Here is a 20,499-nt window from a genome sequence, read left to right as displayed (position 1 = left end):
TATTTGGAAGGCGAAACTGGAAGCAAAGGTTCACCATGAACTGGATCAACAACTACGTCCGTCCTCGGATTAACTCCATCTTCTCGCGTCGCGAGACGCCGGACAATCTGTGGACGAAATGCGAAGAATGCGGCACCATGCTGTTCCACCGCGAGGTGTCGGACAACCTGAACGTCTGCACCAGCTGTGGTCACCACATGGCGATTACCCCGCGTGAACGCTTCAAGGCGCTGTTCGACGGCGACCTCTTTACCGAGGTCAAAGTCCCCGCGCCGACGCCGGATCCTTTGCACTTTCGCGATCAAAAGAAATACCCCGACCGTCTGAAGGCCGCCCAGAAACAAACGGGCGAAGCCGAAGCGATGCTGGTCGCTACCGGTGAAATCGGCCGCACGCCCATCGTCGCGGCAGGTCAGGACTTCTCGTTTATGGCCGGATCGATGGGCATGTATGTCGGCAACGCCATCATCGCCGCGGCTGAAAAAGCGGTTAAGCTGAAATGCCCGCTGGTGCTCTTCTCCGCTGCCGGTGGCGCGCGTATGCAAGAAGGCATCCTGAGCCTGATGCAGATGCCGCGCACCACCATCGCCGTGCAGATGCTGAAAGAAGCGGGGCTGCCCTATATCGTCGTTCTGACCCACCCCACGACCGGCGGTGTCACGGCGAGCTATGCGATGTTGGGGGATGTCCAGATTGCGGAACCCAATGCGCTGATCTGCTTTGCCGGCCCACGTGTGATTGAACAGACCATTCGCGAAAAGCTGCCCGAAGGCTTCCAGCGCGCCGAATATCTGCTGGACCACGGCATGCTGGACCGCGTGACACCGCGCACCCAGATGCGGGACGAGTTGATCGACATCACGCGGATGCTGATGAAGCTGCCGCCCGCGGTGCGCGGCGATCTGCCTGCGCCTACCGAAGGCGGCGATATTGCCCATGCGCTGACGCCAGAACCCGATGCGGCCCCCAAAGCCGAAGCGGCGGAACCCAAGGCGAAATGACGCAGAACACATCGGATGCAGTGCTTGCACGCATGATGGCGCTGCATCCCAAGATTATCGACCTGACGCTGGATCGCATGTGGCGGCTGCTGGACGCTTTGGGCAACCCCCAGAACGACCTGCCCCCTGTGATCCATATTGCCGGTACCAATGGTAAAGGATCGACACAGGCGATGATCCGTGCGGGGCTTGAGGCGGATGGCCACCGCGTCCACGCCTATACCTCGCCCCATCTGGCGCGCTTTCACGAACGCATCCGCCTTGCCGGAGAGCTGATCTCCGAAGCCGCGCTGACCGAGATGCTGGATGAATGTTACGCCGCCAACAACGGCGAGAGCATCACTTATTTCGAGATCACAACCTGCGCCGCGCTCCTGGCCTTTGCCCGTACTCCGGCGGATTATACCCTGCTTGAGGTCGGCCTTGGTGGGCGTCTGGACGCGACCAATGTGATCGACCAGCCCGCATTGACCGTGATCACGCCGGTGTCGATTGATCACCAACAGTTTCTGGGTACGACCCTGCCGGAGATTGCGGGTGAAAAAGCCGGCATCATCAAACGTCGCGTGCCCTGCATCGTCGGCCCGCAACAGGATGCCGCGCTCGAGGTGATAGAGACGCAGGCAGCACGCCACCACGCCCCGGTTTTTGCCTATGGTCAGCAGTGGCATGTGGCCCCCGAAGCCGGACGCATGGTCTATCAGGATGACTCGGGGCTGCTGGACCTACCCAAGCCTAACCTGCTGGGCGCGCACCAGATTTCCAACGCCGGTGCGGCTTTGGCGGCATCGCGGCAATTGGGGGTCTCCGCGCAAGCGTGCGAGGCCGCTGTGACCCGCGCCGAATGGCCCGCCCGAATGCAACGTCTGCGTCACGGGCCGCTGATCGACGCAGCGCCGCAGGCCGAATTATGGCTGGACGGCGGGCATAACCCTGCTGCGGGCGACGCCATCGCGGCGGTGCTAGAAGACATGCCCGCCCGCCCCACATTCCTGATCTGTGGCATGTTGAACACCAAGGATATCGGCGGCTATCTGCGCCCGCTGGCCGGTCATGCAAAACAATTGTTCGCCGTCTCGATCCCGGGTGAAGCAGCGACGTTGCCGGCCACCGAAACCGCGCGCGCAGCGATCGACGTCGGCCTGACCGCGCAAGAGGCACCTGGCGTGGCCGAAGCGCTTGCAACCATTGTCGCGAAGGTGCCCCACGCGCGGGTATTGATCTGCGGTTCGCTCTATCTGGCAGGTGCAATTTTGCGGGAAAACGGATAGCCTTTTAACAATTAGAATTGGCTATATTTACGATTTGTAGGGAATTTGCGTCCTAAGGTCCGAGGGTAACATTTTTGCCTTTGGGGGGACCAATGCAATGACCAATACGTATCAGAATTTTCTTGCGCTGCGCAGGATGGTGTTCGGCCATCTCCGTCTGCTCGCGATCTTTGTCGGTGTGACCTTTATCGTCGATCACTGGCGATCTTCCGGGGGTCACGACGCCGCGCAGGGCTATGCCAATGGACAGGTGGCGTTTCTGGCCTCCGGTGGGCCAGCCTTTGTGCCGCTGTCGCCTGCGACGCTGCTCAACAAGATGCACAAAGACGCTTCCTTTGACGTGGGCGATGCCGTCAGCGCGATCGTTCAATCGTTTGATGATAGCAAACGCGGCCAAGTGCTTAAATCCTACCTGATCTGGGCGATTAGCACGGAACGGTCGGACAGCTATATTGATACGTTGCTGAACAGCGCGGCGGCCAAAGGCGATTTCAAAGTACCACCGGCGCTTACGACAGCCTCTGGTGCGCTGGATACGGCAGGTTTGCTGATGGCGGTTGTTGTCGCTGAACGCAAGGCTTTGGCCGCCCGCCAGACTGACGGCGATCAAGCTCATGCTCGCGACGGACAGCAGATCCGCCAATCCGTCGCCTTTTACCACAATCAGGCCGCGCCACTCTATCTGGCTGCAGTCGATCTGCAGCGGGATGGGTACGCCCCGGGGCGGCGCAATTAAGCGCCCCAGCCTTCCCCCTGCATTTCGCGCAAACGCGATGCCGTACGCTCGAACTCGAAGGTGCCTTCGCCCTCCAGATATAGCATTTCGGGTTCGGCCGCGGCTGAGCAGATCAGCCTCACTTTCGCCTCGTATAACGCGTCGATCAGGGTCACAAAGCGTTTGGCTTCATTGAAGTTTGACCGGCCAAGACTGGGGATATCATCCAGCATCAACACGCGCACGGCCTCTGCCAATGTCAAATAATCTGCCGCCCCTAGGGGCCGACCACAAAGCGCGTGGAACTTGGCGCGGGCGACACCGTTGCGAAACTCCGGCACGACGACATCGCGCCCCTTCACCCGCAGGATCAGCTCCTCCCCCGGGCCGCCAGCCAGATCCTTCCAGACGGCATCCATCGCGGCACGGCTCTCTGGGTTGACGGGGGTGAAATAGGATTTCGTACCCGCCAATCGGTTCTGTCTGTAGTCGCGCGGGCTGGCGAGCTCCATCACCTTCATCTTCTCTTTGATCAATTCGATGAAGGGCAGGAATATCTGGCGGTTCAGACCGTCTTTATACAGATCATCCGGTATCCGGTTCGACGTTGTAACCACCACCACACCAGCCGCAAAAAGTGCTTCAAAAAGCCGGCCAACGATCATGGCGTCAGTGATGTCGGTGATCTGCATCTCGTCAAAGGCCAGCAGCTTCACGCTATTCGCGACCTCGGCTGCGACTGGCGCAATCGCATCGTCGACTCCTGTTTTCCGCGCTTCATGCATCGCATTGTGAATTTCCTGCATGAACGCGTGGAAATGCACCCGCCGCGTTGGCACATCGCCCATATTTGCCGCGAACATATCCATCAGCATCGACTTGCCGCGACCCACACCACCCCAAAGATACAGACCCTGCGGTGGCTCGGGCGCGCGTTTGAAAAAGCCCTTTTTCTGCGGGGCCATCAAGGCGCTGCGAATGCGGTCAAGCTCTGGCAGCACGGCCTCTTGCGCGGGGTCCGGCGTCAGGCTGCCGTCGGCAACGCGGTTATCGTAAATGGTGCGTAAATCGGTCATGCCTTTGGCTTACAATGTGCCACAGGCTTTGGGAAGAACCCCCGCAGGCCGATATGCGCGCAGTTTTTGAAATTGACGGCCCCGGTTTCAAAGCTACGGTGGCGGCACGTGCTTCGGGGGTCATCATGGAAAAAAATACGTCAATCTTCACACCGGTGCTGATCGTCGGGTGTCTGATCATCATGGTGAGCTTTGCCGTGCGTGCCTCTTTTGGCGTCTTTCAGATCCCCATCGCGGAAGAGTTCGGCTGGCTCCGCTCCGAATTCTCGCTGGCGATCGCGATCCAGAACCTCGCCTGGGGCATCGGCCAACCGATCTTTGGCGCGATGGCCGAGAAGATCGGAGACCGCCGCGCCATTATCATCGGGTCCGTGGTCTATGCCGTGGGGCTGGTGCTGTCGGCCAATTCGGTGTCACCGATTGAACACCAAACCTATGCGTGGTTGGTGGGTTTCGGGATCGCGGGAACGGGCTTTGGCGTGATTTTGGCCGTGGTGGGCCGCGCCTCAACGGCCGAGAACCGGTCCATGTCGCTGGCCATTGCCACGGCGGCGGGCAGCGCGGGACAGGTCTTTGGTGCGCCAGTGGCGGAATGGTTGCTGGGGTTCCTCAGCTGGCAGGCGACCTTCCTTGTCTTTGCGGGCGCGATCATGGCGATGTTGCTGACGCTGCCGTTGATGCGCGCCCCCGCGATGGCCAGCAAGGCCGAGCTGGAGGAAAGCCTGTCGCAAATCCTGGGCAAGGCGCTGCGCGACCCGACATTTACCTTCATCTTTATCGGCTTCTTTTCCTGCGGCTATCAGCTGGCCTTTATCACCGCGCATTTTCCTGCTTTCGTGACCGAACTTTGCGGTCCGATCCTTGCGGGTGGCGTGCTGCATAACATCGGGATCACAACAACCTCTGCCCTGGGTGCGGTGGCGATTTCCCTGATCGGTCTGGCCAATATCGCCGGAACATTGTTGGCGGGGTGGGCGGGCAAACGCTATTCCAAAAAGTACCTGCTGGCTGCGATCTATACCGGACGTACCGTGATTGCGGCGTTGTTTATCCTGCTGCCGATCACGCCGGTGTCGGTCATCCTGTTCTCCATCGGGATGGGGGCATTGTGGTTGGCGACGGTGCCGCTGACCAGCGGGCTGGTCGCGCATATTTATGGGCTGCGCTATATGGGCACGCTTTATGGGATCGTGTTTTTCAGCCATCAGTTGGGCAGCTTTATGGGGGTCTGGCTGGGCGGGCGGATGTATGACGCTTACGGCGATTACACCGCCGTGTGGTGGATCGGTGTGGCCGTGGGCGCGTTTAGCGCGCTGATCCATTTGCCCATCCGCGAGAAGCGGTTGCCCGGGCTGGTGACGAGTTAATCCGTCGATTTATCCGCCGTGTCGATATGTGCCTTGATCGCTGCAATGATCTGGGGTGCATGGGTATAGGGCAGGCCGTGGCCAGCGCCTTTGATCACCTCGTGTTCGGCGGCGCGGTTCCATTCGGCAAGGCTGCCGATGGCTGACGCGGGGATCACCTGATCATCCTGCCCCCAAAGCGCCAGCACAGGGATATCATGCGTCCGGATCGCGCGGTGTTCATCCCGCAGCACATCCGCCAGAATACCGCGACGGCTGGCCAACACCGCAGGAACATAGTGCTTATAGTCCAGCTGTTCGGCCTGATGGTCGTGGATGTGGCGGACCTGCACGGGGATGTCACGTTCAGCCCTGATGCCGCGCCGGAAGGTCGGCGGGAACAGCGCAAGCATTAGCCAATCGCCGACCAGCGGGGTTTTGGCCATAAAGTCCACCAGCTTGTTCGGTGCCAGCCCCATCCCAGCGGGCGCCAGCAGGATCAGCCGTTCGACACGTTCGGGGAAAGCGGCGGCAAAGCACGTCGCGATAGAGCCGCCCATGGAATACCCCAGCAGGGTAAAGCTGCCGGTGACATCCTGATCTTCCAGCAGGTCTTGCAGCTGTTTGATAAAGAACTGGCGGTCCTGCGGGCCAGACGGACGGTCGGAATAGCCGCGCCCGTAAAGGTCATAGGTCAGCGTCCGGTACCCCATCGACGCCAACCCGCGGGCGACCGCGCGCCAGACGATGCTGGGGGTGGTCAACCCGTGGATGCAAACGACAACAGGGCCTTGAGCGGGGCCAGTCCACGCGTAATGGGTCACGCCGTCGGGCAGCTCTGCGAATTGGCCAAGGGCGCTGCCGCGGTCCGCGTCCTCCATTTCGGCACGGTTGCGTTCGATCACAAGCGGGATTGCGATGATCAGAGCCGCAATGAGAAGAAACCAGATCATCTGTGAGCGCGCCACCGGTCAAGGATATAGCGGCTGGTCATCAGGTCGAGATGTGCGCCGCCGCCGTTTTTGAACAGGGTGATCTCATCCTCTGACTGGCGGGTGAACGCACCGAGATCATAGTAATCCGCGACGATGTCACTTGCGCTCAGCACACCTTGGGCGATCGGGATCTTCAGCTCACCGATATGATCAACCGTGGTGTCGAGGCTGTCGACAAAGACCCGGGCACGGGTCAGCGCCGTATCATCCACCTCGCGCATGTCGGGGCGGTAGGCACCGATCAGGTCAAAGTGCTGGCCGGGTTGCAGCCACGCGCCCTTGATCAGCGGTTCGGTCGACATGGTGGCGCTGGTGATGATGTCCGCGTCGCGCACCGCGGTCTCAAGATCATCGGCGATGCGCAGCCCGTCGATATCGCGGGCCATCGCCTGAGCATTGGGGGCGGATCGGTTCCACACCGTGAATTCGGCATCGGGAAACGCCGCCCGGTAGGCAGCGTGAAGCCCGCGCCCTTGGGTGCCCGCGCCGACGATCAGGATTTTGCGGCTGTCGGGGCGGGCAAGTCTGCGCGCGGCGAGCAGGCTGTCACCGGCGGTTTTCCATTTGGTCACGAGGTGGAAATCTACCAAAGCCTCGAGCGCGCCGTGATCATCTGCGTAAAGCGACACGCCGCCGTTCACCATCGGTGCCCCTTTGGCGGGGTTGTCGGGAAAGATGGTGGCGGATTTCACCGCCAACCCCAGCCCGTCGATCCATGCGGCGCGGTTCAGCAAGGTATCCTTGCCCCGATACAAAAACGTATCTGCGATTTCGGCGCGCGGCAGGTTGTGCCCCTGGGCCAGTGCGTCGGTCAGGCCGATCCAGTCCAGCAGGGCGTCGCCGGCGTCGAAGGGGATGATGTCGAACTGGGTCATGCGGCCTCTGCTTCGGTCAACAGCCCCGCAGCGACGAGCCTGTCAGCCCAGCCGTCCGGCCCGGTGAAATGATGGGTCTGCCAGCCGCGGGCGTTGGCGGCGTTGATATTGTCGATACGGTCGTCGGTGAACAAAAGCGCGGCGCCGGACAGGCCCGATCCTTCCTCGAGCGCTGCATAGATCGCGGGATCGGGTTTGATCATACCCATATGACCCGAGATGAAATCGCGATCAAAGGCGCGCAGGAAAGGATAGTGTTCTGCCGCATGATCATAGGATTGGATGCCGAAATTGGTCAGCGAAAACACCGGCACGCCCTTGGCCTGCAGCGCCTCTTTCAGCCTGAGAGAGCGGGGGATCACGGGGGCGGCCATTTCGATCCAGCGATCATGCCACATGCGGATCTCATCGCGCCAGTCGGGGTTGGCTTCGGCGGCGGCATAGATCGTGTCGGTGAAATGCTGGCCGCTATCGACAAGGTCGTTCATGCCGTGCAGGTCCACCTCGGCGAACATGGCGCGGCGGCGGTCCTCTCCGATCACGGAGTCATAGAACCGTTCGGGCTGCCATTCGATCAGCACATTCCCGATGTCAAAGACGACTGCCGCTGGTTTCATGTGCTCTTCCTTTTGCCGGGTCGGTGGGGGCACCTGCGCCGCCCTTGCCCTATCGTTGTGCCGCGCGAAGCTCGCGTTCTAGCGCGTCCAGAAAACGGGAGCGGTCGGCCTTTGTAAACCCTTTGCCGCCGCCCTGGCGAAACGGGTCCGCGGCACGCAGGTCGGCCATCAAATCACGCGTCGCCAGCACATTGCCGATATTGGCTGCGGTCAGCGCTTCGCCGTTGTGTTTCAGCACCCGCGCGCCGGCTTCGACGCAGCGGGCGGCAAGGGGAATGTCGCCGGTCACCACGACGTCACCGGGGCCGCAGCGTTCGGCGATCCAGATGTCGGCGATGTCGGGGCCGTCGGGGACAATCACGGTTTCGACCAGCGGGTTCTGCGAGGGGCGCAGCCCGCCGTTGGACACCACAAACATCCGCACCTTGTGGCGGGTGGCAACGCGTTCCGCCTCTGCCTTCACGGGGCAGGCGTCCGCGTCGATATAAAGCACCGTCATCGCCGGGCCCTATCGCGCATAAAGCGCATCGGCGTGGAAGGCGATGTGGTCTTCCATGAAGGTCGAGATGAAGAAATAGCTGTGATCATAGCCCGGCTGCATTCGCAATGTGGCGTTCTGGCGGGCTTTCGCGATCGCCTCGGCCAATGCTTCGGGTTTCAGCAGATCAAGGAATTGGTCATCGGTGCCCTGATCAATGAGGATCGGCCCGTCAAAGCCGCGTTCCGCCATCAAAAGCGTCGCGTCATGTTTGGCCCAGGTTGTCTCGTCACTGCCCAGATAGGCTGCCAGTTGTTTGCGGCCCCAGTCACTGCTGGTTGGATGCGCAATCGGCGCGAAAGCCGAGACCGAGGTAAAGCGCCCCGGCAGGTTCATCGCCAGCGTCAGCGCCCCGTGCCCGCCCATGGAGTGGCCGCAGATCGCCTGCCGGTCCATGTCCAGCGCGAAGTTTTCACCCAACAGCGCCGGCAGTTCGTCGGCGATATAGTCCCACATCTGGAAATGCGGTGCCCATGGGTCTTGGGTGGCGTTCACATAGAAGCCCGCGCCCTTGCCCAGATCATAGGCGTCGTCGTCGGCCACATCCTCACCGCGGGGGGAGGTGTCGGGAAAGACCACCGCGATCCCGTGTTCCGCGGCCCATGCCTGCGCCCCCGCTTTGGTCATCGCGTTTTCATGGGTGCAGGTCAGCCCCGATAGGAACCACATCAAGGGCACCGGGCCCTGCTGCGCCTCTTCGGGCAGGAACAGCGCAAAGGTCATATCGCAGTTGCAGGCGGTGGAACGGTGGGAATAGACGCCTTGGGTGCCTCGGAAGCTGGCGTTTTCGGAAATCGTTTTCATCTGGCGTCTCCTGTGTCTGGTTGGTCTATGGCTATCGGCCCTCGGTCTGCGCGGCAAGGGCAGGACGCTGCGCTGGCTGAGTATTTGCAAAAGGGTGAAGGCTAAAGCGCGGTGACCCACGCGATGATAAGGCTGACGCTGAGAATGCTGAGCAGTGTCGAGACAAGGATTGCGGCAGACACCCGTTGCGGGCCGACGTTGTAGTGTTGGGCCAGCATATAGACATTGCCCGCGACCGGCAGCGCCGCGGTGGCGATGATCACGCCCGCCTTATACGGATCGACGTTGAACAACCACAGCGCGGCAAAACCCACAAAGGCCGGGTGCAGCACGAGTTTGCAAAACGACAGCCAGCCCGCAACATGCAGCTTTTCCGCCGATTTCGTCGCCAGCGACGCCCCGATGGCAAAAAGCGCGCCGGGGGTCGCGGCCCCGCCGAGGATGGCCAGAAATTCGTTCATCGGATCAGGGATCGGGATCTGAAGGCCGGACCAGATAAAGCCAAGGGTCATGGCGACGATCATCGGGTTTTTCACCAGCCCCACGGAAATCGTGCGCAGGGCGCGCAGGCTCAGCTGACCATCGCGCGCGCCGGTGATCAGGATCACGATGAGGCTGGAAAACACGATCAGATCCACCGCCAGGGCCAGCACGACGGGGCCGATTGCCTCTGCCCCGAGCAGCAGGGTCAGCATGGGCACGCCAAGGAAGCCGGTGTTGCCGATCACGGCACATTGGGCCTCCATCGCGGTGGCGGGGACATCGAGGCGGCGCAGAAAGCCTGTCAGCGTTGCGATGCCATAGACAAAGCCGGTGCCCCATAGATAGGCCGCGACAAGGCGGCTGTCCCAGACCTCGGCCAAGGACAGGTTGGCGGAGAAGCGGAACAGCATGGCAGAGAGGGCGAAGTAGAAGACGAATTTGGTCAGATAGGCCGTGGCCTCTGCGGTGAAGAACCGCGTGCGCCCGGCCCAATAGCCCAAGCCGATCAGCGCGAAAAAGGGAAGTGTCTTTAGAAAGATCGGTAGCATGGGAAATTGGTAGCGGCTGGCTGTGCTTCGTGCAACGGGGCAACAGTGCTGTGACGCAAATACACAGGCTTTGGGGTTGGGGGGCTGCATTTGGGACTTGGAACTGAACGGTTCAGTTTATACTCTGCCTTTCAAACTGCCGGAGCCTTCATGACCAGTGACCAGACCAAGGTTCGTAAGGGCCGTAAATTCGATCAGGTTCTTGCGGGGGCGCGTGATGTCTTTATGGCGGACGGGTTTGAGGGTGCCAGCGTTGATGCGATTGCTCGTGCCGCCGGCGTGTCCAAGGCGACGCTTTACAGCTATTTCCCCGACAAACGTCTGTTGTTCATGGAGGTCGCCGATACCGAATGTGCCCGCCAGTCACGGCAGGCTTTCGACAGTATCGACACAGATGCGCCGCCGCGTGTGGTGCTGGGGCTGGCCGGTCGGCATCTGCTAGGGTTCATCACATCGACCTTTGGTCAGCAGATGTTTCGCCTGTGTGTGGCCGAATGTGATCGGTTCCCCGAGCTTGGCCAGCGCTTTTATAACTCCGGCCCAGCTGTGGTCCGGCGCGAGATGGCGGGGTATTTCGAGACCGCTGTCGCCCGTGGGCAGTTGTGTATGGAGGACCCGCTACTGGCGGCCGACCAATTCGGAGAGCTTTGCAAGGGGGATGTCTGGCTGCGACTGACCTTTGGGATCATCGACAGGATTTCTCAGGCAGAGATCGACCGCGTGGTAGACAGCGCGGTCGATATGTTTCTGGCGCGCTACGCGGCTTAGCCCTTGGGCCGGTTGTCGATAATCCGCACCGCTTTGCCTTCGGAACGGGTGATGGTGTTCACATCGCCCACGTCGATCATCACGCTGATGCCCACGGTTTCCTTGATCTGCGCGGCCAGCTGCTGTGCCGCTGTTTGCCGGGCGGCATCGTCGACGGTGGCGTCGACACATTCGCATAGCACCCGCATCTGATCCATGCGGTCGGGCTTGCTGAGCTCGATCTGGAAATGCGGAGCGAGACCGGGGGTGGCCATCAGCGCCTCTTCGATCTGGGTGGGGAAGACGTTGACGCCGCGCAGGATGATCATGTCGTCGCTGCGGCCGGTGACCTTCTCCATCCGGCGCATGCTGCGGGCGGTGCCGGCGAGCAGGCGGGTCAAATCGCGGGTGCGGTAGCGGATGATGGGAAACGCCTCTTTGGTGAGCGAGGTAAAGACCAGCTCCCCCTGTTCGCCATCGGCCACGGGCTGCCCCGTTTCGGGGTTGATGACCTCGGGGTAGAAATGATCCTCCCAGATGTGCAAACCGTCTTTGGTTTCGACACATTCGCAGGATACGCCGGGGCCCATAATCTCGGACAGGCCATAGATATCGACAGCGTGCATATCAAACGCCTGTTCAATCTCGAGCCGCATGGCATTGGTCCAGGGTTCGGCCCCGAAGATACCCACTTGCAGCGAAGACTGGCGCGGATCGATGCCCTGACGCGCGTATTCATCCAGGATCGACAGCGCATAAGAGGGTGTGACCGTGATACCGTCGGGTTTGAAATCCTCGATCAGACGGACCTGTCGCGGGGTCATCCCGCCCGAGATCGGAACCGTGCTTAGCCCAAGGCTATCCGCCCCCAGATGCACCCCCAACCCTCCGGTAAACAGCCCGTAGCCATAAGCGTTATGCAGCATGTCACCGGGTTTCAGCCCTGCCGCGCGCAAGGACCGCCCCATGACGCTGCCCCAATTGGCGAGGTCATTCTTGGTGTAGCCCACGACCGTCGGCTGGCCGGTGGTGCCCGAGGACGCATGGATGCGCGCCAGCTGGTCCCGCGGAACGGCGAACATGCCGAAGGGGTAATTGTCGCGCAGGTCGGTTTTCACGGTGAAGGGGAACTTCGCCAGATCGCTCAGGTCGTTCAGGTCGTCGGGGTGGACGCCCGCTGCATCGAAGCTTTGACGGTAGAAGGGGACATTCGCATAGGCGTGGTGCAGGGATTTCTTCAGCCGCTCCAGTTGCAGGGCGCTGATTTCATCGCGGCTGGCAAGCTCGATCGGGTCAAGCGATGATCGGGCAGGCGTGAGGTCTTTCATGGGGTCATTTCCTCCTCGAAATGGTGGCCTTTGATGGTGCGTGACAGGCCACGGAACAAGGCGATGGTGCGCCCGTCCTCCCCCGTGACTGTCACGTCATAGACGCCGGAGCGTCCGGTTCTGGATTGTTCGCGCGCCGCCGCGTGCAGCTGTTCGCCAGCCTTCCCCGGTGCGAGGTAGGAAATCTGGTTCTGCTGGGCGACGGCAAGCTGGTTGTAGCTGTTGCAGGCGAAGGCAAAGGCGCTGTCGGCGAGGGTGAAGATATACCCGCCGTGGGCGATGCCGTGGCCGTTCAACATGGCCGCGGTGACCACCATCGACAGATCCGCCGCGCCGGGGGCGATATGGTCGATGCGCATCCCCAAAGATTGGCTGGCCGTATCGGTGGACCACATGGCAGCGGCGGATTTTTCGGCGCGAAGTTGCGGGGTCATGGCGGGCCTTTATGTTTCACAATTTGGATGCTTGCACAAATAATGTAACGCTTTCAAGAGAATTGATCGGCGGCTCTCTTGATTTGAGCGGCGAAGGGCGCAACTGTCAAAACATGACAGTACATATTCATCCCTCACACCCGCAGAATGAACGCGCGCCCGAACAGGTTTCCTTTCACCGGACGGAGCTTGGCCCGATCCTGTCGCTCTATGGGCGCATGGTCGCGGCGGGGGAATGGCGCGACTATGGAATCTCTTCGCTGCGCGAGGTCGCGGTGTTTTCAATCTTCAGACGCACTGCAGAGATGCCGCTTTACCGGATCGAGAAACGTCCCAAGCTGCGGTTGAAGCAGGGGATGTACGCGGTGATCGGGGCCAATGGACAGGTGTTGCGCCGCGGTCAGGATCTGGCTGCCGTGCTGCGCGTGCTGGAACGAAAGATGATCCGCGCCGTCGACACCTAGACCGCCGCGCTGGTCGAGGGGGCGGATGGATTTAAGGCCATTTGGAAGGGCTTAGCCGTTTGTGCCCCGTCAGCGGGCCGTCGGTTTTGGCGATACGGGTCAGCGCGTCGTGGATGGGTTCGCGGGTGACGGCCATATGATGCGCATTGGCGTGGATCATGGTGGCGGGGTCGAGGACCAGCGCCACATGGCCTTTCCAGAACAGGAGGTCATTGCGTTGGATGTCGCGCGGGACGGGGCCTGCACCTGCCACGGGGTCGGCAAAGCTGGTCTGCTGCTGGTCGCTGTCGCCGGGGCAGGGAATGCCACAGGCAAGGAAGGCGGCCTGAACGAGGCCCGAGCAATCGATCCCCCAGCGGCTGTTCCCGCCCCAGAGGTAGGGCGTGCCGAGAAACAGCTCCGCGACGGCGGCGGGGTCCGGGAAAGCGTGCGGCAGCGGGGCGAGGTGTTGGGTCGGGATATGGCCAAGCGAGGTCTGGGCAAATCGGCCTTCCGTTCCAGTCACCATAACGCGGCTGCCAAAGCTGAGGCTGCTGACATCCGGTGATTTCAGATCGGCACGCGTATAGGCGTGGGTGGCGGGTGCGGTGACGACGTGAGTCGGGGGGACCGCAGGACCGATGGCGGTTTCGGATATGTAACCGCAGTAGCTATCCTTGGTCAGTTGCACATAGGCGGTGCCATCGGTGCGATCCAGCACGGTCAGCGCCTCACCCAAGAGCGCTTGCCGGTCGCGGGGGCCGTCGGGGCTGCGGTTCAGATCAACGACCGGAAGGGTGATCTGCGCCGCTGTCTTTTCGGTGATCCGCTCGGGGTCGGGATGCAGACGTCGGTCGGTCATTTTGACAGGATCGCCCCGAGGCTGGCATGCAGCGCGCGTGTGGCCTGACCCACGCCGCCTTTGGCGCGGGCAGGGGCGGCGCTTGGTTGCCAGCCGTAGATGTCGAAATGCGCATAGGGGCTGTCGGTGACGAAGCGACGCAGAAACAGCGCGGCGGTGATACAGCCTGCGAACCCGCCAGAGGGGGCGTTATCCAGATCGGCGATACCGGGTTCGATCAGCGGCTCGTAGGGCGTGTGGAAGGGCATGCGCCAGACGGGGTCGGCGTGGGTGGCGGCAGCGGATTCCAACGCGGCGACGAAATCGGGATCGTCGCTGAAATAGGGGGCAAGATCGGGGCCCACGGCGACCCGTGCGGCACCGGTCAGCGTCGCAATAGAGATAATCTGGTCGGGCTTGTCCTCGTCCGCCAGTGCCAGCGCATCGGCCAGCACCAACCGGCCTTCGGCATCGGTATTGTTGATCTCGACCGTGAGGCCCTTGCGCGAGGTCAGGATGTCTTGGGGGCGGAAAGCATTGCCGGAGACCGCGTTTTCAACCGCGGGGATCAGCACGCGCAGTTGCAGGTCCATCCCCGTGGCCATGATCATATGCGCCAGACCCAGCACCGCCGCCGCGCCACCCATGTCCTTTTTCATCAGACCCATCGACGCGCCGGGTTTCAGGTTCAGCCCACCGGTGTCAAAACACACGCCTTTGCCCACCAGCGTCAGCTTTTTCCCGGTTTTGCCCCAGGTCAGGTCGATCAGCCGGGGCGCGCGGTCGGCGGCACGGCCGACAGTATGGATCAGCGGCAGGTTCTGTGCCAACAGATCGTCGCCCGTGATGACAGAGATCCGCGCCCCGTGTTGATCTGCCAGTTTGCGCGCTGCGGCTTCCAGATCGGGCGGACCCATATCCGAGGCGGGCGTGTTGATCAGGTCGCGGGTCAGCATCTCCCCTTCGGCGAGGGCGCGGATGTGATCGGCGTCGATCCCAGCGGGCGCAACAAGGCGGGCGGCCATCGGCGATTGCGAGGCGTAGCGGTCAAACCGATAGGACGCGAGCAGCCACCCCAGAGCCTCCACCGCGCGCTCTGCCGCGGGCAGGTCGGCGTGCAGTTCATAGTCGCCCTTGGGCAGCTTTGCCGCGGCACCTGCCAGATGGAAGCGCCCCCGTTTGCGGGCGCTGGCCGTGCCGTAGCCCGCCAGAGCCATGCGCAGCGCGCCATCTTCGCCCGGCAGGGTTAACGCCTGCCCCAACGCGCCGGTAAACCCCTGTGCCGCGACCCAAGTGCGTGTGGTATCGGATTGCCCGTCGAGCCATTCAGGCAGGGCATCGGACGCAATCAGATGCAGCGGGATCGCAGCGGCGGAGGGATCGGCGAAGAGAGCGGACATAGGGCTGGGCCTTTCGTGCGTGATAGTCGCGCGCAGCCTAGACGTATCCTGTGCCGCTGCAAGCCCGTCAAAGGGTCACATCCTGCGTGTCCCAGATTGCGGTCAGCGACCGTTCGCCGATGCGGATCAGCCGCGTGAGCGTCGCCCCGATCGCGACGTGACTGTTCTGGTCGATCGCGCAGATCACATCCCCCGCGACGTTTGCCAGCTTTTGCAGCCCCACCTGTTCGGCAATCGCAATCAGCGACCGGCAGTTTTTACGCAGCTCAAGCCGGTTGGATGCCTGATACAGACGGTCGCAGTGGGACATGCGCAGGGCCAATTCCTCCATCGCGCGACAGACGACATCTTCGGCCCCTGATTCACCCAGTTGGTCATACAGGATACCCAGACGTTCCTGATCTACGCGGACTTGTTCGACTGGCCGCATTTGCAATACATACATTAGAGTCACCTCATCATTACGCCCCCACAGCGCATCTGCACTATGTCGGCCAATTGATGTCCAATTCGTTTACGGCCGTGTGCGTTTTCGCTCGAATACGATGCGAATTCGGAGTATTTTGGCTAAAATTTAGTAAAGGCGAGACAGAGATGGATAACGCGAAACCGCTCCCGAATTATCTGGTTCAACGGTATCACGGATGGAAAGCAACCAGTTACGCTGAAAACGAGGCATGGTACCGCCGTTTGGCCAGCGACGGGCAGCATCCTCGTGCGATGATCATTTCGTGCTGCGATAGCCGCGTGCATGTAACATCGATCTTTGGGGCGGATCAGGGTGAGTTCTTTATTCACCGTAATATCGCCAACTTGGTGCCACCTTACCAGCCTGACGGGCAGCAGCACGGGACGTCGGCCGCGGTTGAATATGCGGTTCAGTCGTTGAAGGTCGCGCATGTTATCGTGTTGGGTCACTCCAGCTGTGGCGGTGTGCAGGGCTGTCTGGACATGTGCAAAGGCAACGCGCCAGCGCTGGATGCCAAAGACAGCTTTGTCGGTCGGTGGATGGATATCCTGCGCCCGAAATACGATGCGGTTTCGGACATCGAAGACCCGAAAGAGCAGGCGCGCCAGCTTGAGAAACACGCTGTTATGACCTCTCTTGAGAACCTGATGACGTTCCCCTTTGTGGCGCAGCAGGTCAAAGCGGGCGAGCTGACGTTGCATGGCCTGTGGCACAACATCGGCGAGGGCGGGCTTGAGTGCTATAGCGCCGATAAAGAGATGTTCCGGCCCGTATAATGGGCCGGTCTGACAGGGACGGTTCCGGCGGCACCTGCGCGTGATCGTTCCTGCGCTTTTGCTGACCGTGTCGATCATTGGTACGGTCATCGCGACCTCCCAACCGGTTTGGGGGGATCTGGTTTTGCTGGCGGGACCTTGTGCCATCGCCAGCGCCATCTTGCTCCTGCGGGAGGCGCGGGTCTGGTTGGCGGGGCAATCCCGGCGCAGTGCCCGTGGGGCGGTGGTGATTGACGGGTCAAACGTCATGTACTGGTGGGGCGGCACGCCGCTGATCACGCCCGTGCAGGACGTGGTGCGGACCCTGAAAGACCTCGGCTTCAAGACAGGCGTGGTCTTTGATGCCAACGCAGGGCATCTGCTGACGAACGCTTACAAAGATGATGCGGCGCTGGCGGCGATGCTGAAGCTGCCGGTGGATCAGGTGATGGTCGTGCCAAGCGGATCGCCGGCCGATCCCTTCATCCTGACCGCCGCGCGCGAGATGGGGGCGGTTGTCGTGAGCAATGACCGCTACCGTGACTGGGCCGATGACTTTCCCGAGGTGCTGCGACGCGGACATCTGATCAAGGGCGGATACCGGCAACAAGAGCTGTGGTTCGACTTTGCCACGCTGTCAGACAAACAGAGCGCCGCCTGATGGCCAGAGCGTCCGCGGCAGCGTTGATCTGGACATGCCGGACATGAAAAAGGCCAGCGCATCGCACTGGCCTTTCCCGACATAAAGATCAGGGGGCGCTTAGCCTTTTTTCAGCACTTCGCGGCCCAGCAGTTCCGCGATCTGCACGGCGTTCAATGCCGCACCCTTGCGCAGGTTGTCGCTGACACACCACAGGTTCAGACCGTTGTCGATCGTGCTGTCCTGACGGATGCGGCTGATGAAGGTTGCGAAATCGCCCGCACATTCAACGGGGGTAACATAGCCACCGTCTTCGCGCTTATCGATCACCATGATACCGGGGGCTTCGCGCAGGATGTCGCGGGCCTCGTTCTCGTCCAGATGCTCTTCGAACTCGATGTTGATCAATTCGGCATGGCCGACGAAGACCGGAACGCGGACACAGGTCGCTGTGACCTTGATTTTGGGATCGACGATTTTCTTCGTCTCTACCATCATCTTCCACTCTTCTTTCGTGTCGCCACTGTCCATGAAGACGTCGATATGCGGGATCACGTTAAAGGCGATCTGTTTGGTGAATTTCTTCGCGGGCTTGTCATCGGTGGGGTTGTAGATCGATTTGGTCTGGTCCCACAGTTCGTCCATGCCGTCTTTGCCCGAACCGGACACCGACTGGTAGGTCGACACGACAACACGTTTGATCGTGGCGCGGTCGTGCAGCGGCTTGAGCGCGACAACCATCTGCGCGGTCGAGCAATTCGGGTTCGCGATGATGTTTTTCTTGGAATAATCGTGGATCGCGTCGGCGTTCACCTCTGGCACGATCAGCGGGATATCGGGATCGTAGCGGTACAGCGACGAGTTATCGATGACCACGCAACCGGCCTTGGCGGCCTTGGGCGCGTATTTTTTGGTCGCTTCCGAACCGACGGCGAACAGCGCCATATCCCAGCCCGTGAAGTCGAACGTATCCAAGTCTTTCGTCTTGAGCGTCTTGTCGCCAAAGCTGACTTCGGATCCCATAGACTTGCGCGAGGCAAGTGCCACGATCTCGTCTACAGGGAAGTGGCGCTCGGCCAGAATGTTCAGCATTTCACGGCCCACATTGCCTGTGGCACCCGCGATGACGACGCGATAACCCATCTTAAAACTCCAATACTAAAATGTGATGGTGCGGGCCTCTTATACCGCTTGGGCCCGCGGGGGAAGGGGGCGTGGCCTATTCGCCTGCATCGCGGGAAAACAGGTAAACGAACAGACCCGCTGCCATGAGCGCGGCAAACAGGGTGAAAATCATCACATAGGGGGCCTGCGCGGTGACGGCGGGCTGGCTGGCGGCATAGACGCGCCCCGACAGGAACTGCGCCACGCCAACGCCCCCAATGCTGCACAGGTTCAACAGGGTCATGCCCCGCCCGACCAACTGCGGCGGCATAAAGCTGCGGCCGTGGGCGATGATCACCGCATAGGTCGCGCCAAAGAAACCGACAGCGGCCATCAGCGCGGTGGCAAGAATGATGCCGCTGTCGGGGAAAAGCATAAGTGCCACCAAGGCCGCGAGGTTCAGCGCCGTGCCCCCGACAATCACCCATTTCGTGCTGCCGATCACGCGGTCCAGCGGGCCATAAGCGAGGCTGCCTGCCACCATCGCGATGCCCATCAACAGGGTCGCCCAGCCGATCTGGTGAGCGTTCGCGGCAAAGACATCCTCGAAATAGGGACCGATCCAGAGCCCGCGCAACGCGCCGACCTGGGCGTAGCTGACGCTCATGATGGGAAAGATGAACCACAGCGCCTTGATCTTGAACACGCCAAGAAGGTTGCCGCGTTGTTCCCCTTCGGGGGTGGCGGGGTCGCGCACGACGCTCCAGATGCCAATCGCCGTCAGCGTGGTGATGGCGCAAAGCCCCCAAAGCGACGCGCGCCAGCCGATCGTTTCCGCCGCAATCGCCATCGGATAGGAGGCGACGAGATTGCCAAGCGTGCCGATGCCCACCATGACGGAGGCGAGCACGACAAAGCGGCTTGGTGCGAATTCACGCGCGAATATATAATAGGCTCCCATCAACACCGGCGCACAGCCGATCCCGATCAGGACCATCGCCAGATTGATGTGCAGCGGCTGCGTCGCCACCGCGAACAAAGCCGCCCCGCCGCCTCCGCCCACCAGCAGCAAGCTGGCCGCCGTGCGCCGCGGCCCGACTGTATCCAGCGCCCATCCCACAGGCAGTTGCATCGCCGCAAAGGAGAAGAACCAAAGCCCCGACGCAAAGGCGAGGTCTTCGGGCGTGGCCCCCAAATCAACCCGCAGTGACGGGCTGAGCACGGCGAGAAAGGCACGGAAAAACTGGCTGAGCACATAGCCCAGCCCCAACAAAGCTACCCCGCGTGTCATGTCAGTGTGTCACGCCATTTGCCCGCAAGCGCTTGCGCCGCGTGGCTGAGCAGCAGAACATCCGCCCCGACCGCAACAAACTGCGCCCCGGCCTCAAGCGCGTCGCGGGTCATGTCGTCGTGGGTCGACAGGATGCCCGGTGCCTTGCCCGCCGCGTGTATCTTGTGCAGCGCGGTCATGATCGCGTCTTGTACATCGGGGTGGAGCGCATTGCCCATGTACCCCATATCAGCCGCCAGATCCGCAGGGCCGATGAACACGCCGTCGATCCCGTCGACCGCGAGGATCGCATTCAGGTTCTCAAGGCCCTTCACGCTTTCGACCTGCACCAGCAGGCAGATCTCATCATCCGCCGTGGTGCCGTAATCCGCGATCTGCGAGAAACGCGCGGCGCGGGTCAGCGCATAGCCGACACCGCGGTCGCCGTGAGGCGGATAGGTGACATCGCGCACCAGCTGGCGGGCCTGATCGGCGTTATCCACCATAGGCACCAGCAGGGTCTGCGCCCCCGCATCCAGCATCTGTTTGATCAGATAGGTCTCCCCCACGGGGACGCGCACGACGGGGTGGCTGTCAGAAGGCTTCAAGCACCTGAAGCTGCGCCATGATAGAGCGCAGGTCGTTCGGCGCGTGTTCCCCGTCGATCACCAGCCAGTCAAAACCGGCGGTCCCCATCAGTTCGGCGCTATAGGTGTCCCCAAGACCCAACCAGCAGCCAAAGACGGTATCGCCTTGTTTCAAAGCCTGTTTGAACGCGTTGAAGGGGGCTGGCATGGGC

The 20,499-nt window shown here is 61.5% G+C and carries 22 protein-coding genes and 1 pseudogene; 8 read left to right on the top strand and 15 right to left on the bottom strand.

The window, feature by feature from the left end:
- Positions 1-35 precede the first annotated feature (35 nt).
- The 3 genes from accD (at position 36) to SJY36_RS14710 (ending at position 3,008) form a co-directional block, all read left to right on the top strand.
- Positions 36-1,001 (top strand): acetyl-CoA carboxylase, carboxyltransferase subunit beta, encoded by a 966-nt coding sequence (gene accD / locus SJY36_RS14720; protein ID WP_386176129.1) that lies wholly within the window; start codon positions 36-38, stop codon positions 999-1,001.
- Positions 998-2,272 carry a bifunctional folylpolyglutamate synthase/dihydrofolate synthase gene (locus SJY36_RS14715; protein WP_386176127.1) on the top strand — a complete coding sequence of 425 codons (1,275 nt, stop codon included), beginning with the start codon at positions 998-1,000 and terminating at the stop codon, positions 2,270-2,272. Before accD ends, SJY36_RS14715 begins: the two co-directional genes overlap by 4 nt.
- A 97-nt stretch (positions 2,273-2,369) precedes the next feature.
- Positions 2,370-3,008: a hypothetical protein gene (locus SJY36_RS14710; RefSeq protein WP_386176125.1), complete on the top strand. Its 639-nt coding sequence runs from the start codon at positions 2,370-2,372 to the stop codon at positions 3,006-3,008.
- Here the strand turns inward: SJY36_RS14710 and zapE are convergent.
- Positions 3,005-4,063, bottom strand: coding sequence for a cell division protein ZapE (zapE, locus tag SJY36_RS14705; protein ID WP_386176123.1), 1,059 nt, complete (start codon positions 4,061-4,063; stop codon positions 3,005-3,007). The genes SJY36_RS14710 and zapE overlap by 4 nt on opposite strands.
- 125 nt (positions 4,064-4,188) lie before the next feature.
- On the opposite strand from zapE, the gene SJY36_RS14700 reads away from it, so the two are divergent.
- Positions 4,189-5,430, top strand: coding sequence for an MFS transporter (locus SJY36_RS14700; protein ID WP_009825556.1), 1,242 nt, complete (start codon positions 4,189-4,191; stop codon positions 5,428-5,430).
- On the opposite strand, the gene SJY36_RS14695 is transcribed toward SJY36_RS14700, so the two are convergent.
- The 6 genes from SJY36_RS14695 to SJY36_RS14670 all read right to left on the bottom strand — a co-directional run bounded on the left by SJY36_RS14695 (position 5,427) and on the right by SJY36_RS14670 (position 10,269).
- Complete coding sequence (locus SJY36_RS14695) at positions 5,427-6,362, bottom strand: alpha/beta fold hydrolase (protein WP_386176121.1); 936 nt, start codon at positions 6,360-6,362, stop codon at positions 5,427-5,429. The genes SJY36_RS14700 and SJY36_RS14695 overlap by 4 nt on opposite strands.
- Positions 6,359-7,279, bottom strand: a complete 921-nt coding sequence (locus SJY36_RS14690; RefSeq protein ID WP_386176119.1) for an ornithine cyclodeaminase family protein — start codon at positions 7,277-7,279, stop codon at positions 6,359-6,361. Before SJY36_RS14690 ends, SJY36_RS14695 begins: the two co-directional genes overlap by 4 nt.
- Positions 7,276-7,896 carry an HAD family hydrolase gene (locus SJY36_RS14685; protein WP_386176117.1) on the bottom strand — a complete coding sequence of 207 codons (621 nt, stop codon included), beginning with the start codon at positions 7,894-7,896 and terminating at the stop codon, positions 7,276-7,278. Before SJY36_RS14685 ends, SJY36_RS14690 begins: the two co-directional genes overlap by 4 nt.
- Positions 7,897-7,945: 49 nt before the next feature.
- Positions 7,946-8,395 carry a YaiI/YqxD family protein gene (locus tag SJY36_RS14680; protein WP_005850449.1) on the bottom strand — a complete coding sequence of 150 codons (450 nt, stop codon included), beginning with the start codon at positions 8,393-8,395 and terminating at the stop codon, positions 7,946-7,948.
- Between the two features lie 9 nt (positions 8,396-8,404).
- A complete protein-coding gene (gene fghA, locus SJY36_RS14675; protein WP_386176115.1) occupies positions 8,405-9,238 on the bottom strand; it encodes an S-formylglutathione hydrolase in 834 nt (277 codons plus the stop codon).
- Positions 9,239-9,339: 101 nt separating this feature from the next.
- Positions 9,340-10,269, bottom strand: coding sequence for an AEC family transporter (locus tag SJY36_RS14670; RefSeq protein WP_386176113.1), 930 nt, complete (start codon positions 10,267-10,269; stop codon positions 9,340-9,342).
- A 150-nt stretch (positions 10,270-10,419) separates the two neighbouring features.
- Here SJY36_RS14670 and SJY36_RS14665 point away from each other — a divergent pair, with 150 nt between their 5' ends.
- The gene (locus tag SJY36_RS14665; protein ID WP_341204849.1) at positions 10,420-11,037 is read left to right on the top strand and encodes a TetR/AcrR family transcriptional regulator; all 618 of its coding nucleotides are present in this window, start codon (positions 10,420-10,422) and stop codon (positions 11,035-11,037) included.
- On the opposite strand, the gene paaK is transcribed toward SJY36_RS14665, so the two are convergent.
- The gene (gene paaK, locus SJY36_RS14660) at positions 11,034-12,344 is read right to left on the bottom strand and encodes a phenylacetate--CoA ligase PaaK (RefSeq protein ID WP_037942643.1); all 1,311 of its coding nucleotides are present in this window, start codon (positions 12,342-12,344) and stop codon (positions 11,034-11,036) included. The genes SJY36_RS14665 and paaK overlap by 4 nt on opposite strands.
- Positions 12,341-12,778 (bottom strand): hydroxyphenylacetyl-CoA thioesterase PaaI, encoded by a 438-nt coding sequence (gene paaI / locus SJY36_RS14655; RefSeq protein ID WP_386176110.1) that lies wholly within the window; start codon positions 12,776-12,778, stop codon positions 12,341-12,343. Before paaI ends, paaK begins: the two co-directional genes overlap by 4 nt.
- A gap of 113 nt (positions 12,779-12,891) precedes the next feature.
- On the opposite strand from paaI, the gene SJY36_RS14650 reads away from it, so the two are divergent.
- On the top strand, positions 12,892-13,242 hold the full coding sequence (locus tag SJY36_RS14650) for a DUF2794 domain-containing protein (RefSeq protein WP_037953992.1): 351 nt from the start codon (positions 12,892-12,894) through the stop codon (positions 13,240-13,242).
- Positions 13,243-13,273: 31 nt separating this feature from the next.
- Here SJY36_RS14650 and SJY36_RS14645 read toward each other — a convergent pair whose 3' ends face one another.
- The 3 genes from SJY36_RS14645 to SJY36_RS14635 form a co-directional block, all read right to left on the bottom strand.
- Complete coding sequence (locus SJY36_RS14645; protein ID WP_386176107.1) at positions 13,274-14,083, bottom strand: C40 family peptidase; 810 nt, start codon at positions 14,081-14,083, stop codon at positions 13,274-13,276.
- Complete coding sequence (locus tag SJY36_RS14640; protein ID WP_386176105.1) at positions 14,080-15,462, bottom strand: leucyl aminopeptidase family protein; 1,383 nt, start codon at positions 15,460-15,462, stop codon at positions 14,080-14,082. Before SJY36_RS14640 ends, SJY36_RS14645 begins: the two co-directional genes overlap by 4 nt.
- 67 nt (positions 15,463-15,529) lie before the next feature.
- The gene (locus tag SJY36_RS14635; RefSeq protein WP_386176103.1) at positions 15,530-15,907 is read right to left on the bottom strand and encodes a hypothetical protein; all 378 of its coding nucleotides are present in this window, start codon (positions 15,905-15,907) and stop codon (positions 15,530-15,532) included.
- A gap of 149 nt (positions 15,908-16,056) precedes the next feature.
- Here SJY36_RS14635 and SJY36_RS14630 point away from each other — a divergent pair, with 149 nt between their 5' ends.
- Positions 16,057-16,707 (top strand): carbonic anhydrase, encoded by a 651-nt coding sequence (locus tag SJY36_RS14630; RefSeq protein ID WP_037965419.1) that lies wholly within the window; start codon positions 16,057-16,059, stop codon positions 16,705-16,707.
- Between the two features lie 40 nt (positions 16,708-16,747).
- Entirely contained in the window at positions 16,748-17,347 is a 600-nt protein-coding gene (locus SJY36_RS14625) for a hypothetical protein (RefSeq protein WP_005850432.1), read from the top strand.
- A gap of 99 nt (positions 17,348-17,446) precedes the next feature.
- Here SJY36_RS14625 and SJY36_RS14620 read toward each other — a convergent pair whose 3' ends face one another.
- The 3 genes and pseudogenes from SJY36_RS14620 to SJY36_RS14610 all read right to left on the bottom strand — a co-directional run bounded on the left by SJY36_RS14620 (position 17,447) and on the right by SJY36_RS14610 (position 20,495).
- The gene (locus tag SJY36_RS14620) at positions 17,447-18,469 is read right to left on the bottom strand and encodes an aspartate-semialdehyde dehydrogenase (RefSeq protein WP_386176101.1); all 1,023 of its coding nucleotides are present in this window, start codon (positions 18,467-18,469) and stop codon (positions 17,447-17,449) included.
- A 76-nt stretch (positions 18,470-18,545) separates the two neighbouring features.
- Complete coding sequence (locus tag SJY36_RS14615) at positions 18,546-19,721, bottom strand: MFS transporter (RefSeq protein ID WP_386176099.1); 1,176 nt, start codon at positions 19,719-19,721, stop codon at positions 18,546-18,548.
- Positions 19,718-20,495 (bottom strand): annotated as a pseudogene (locus SJY36_RS14610) (HpcH/HpaI aldolase/citrate lyase family protein). The gene SJY36_RS14615 and the pseudogene SJY36_RS14610 overlap by 4 nt, the downstream one beginning before the upstream one ends.
- Between the last annotated feature and the right edge of the window lie 4 nt (positions 20,496-20,499).

Source organism: Sulfitobacter sp. R86518, from assembly GCF_042466275.1.
GTDB lineage: Bacteria > Pseudomonadota > Alphaproteobacteria > Rhodobacterales > Rhodobacteraceae > Sulfitobacter > Sulfitobacter pontiacus.
The sequence above is the reverse complement of the archived record's forward strand: the minus strand, read 5'-3'. Positions and strand labels throughout refer to the sequence as shown.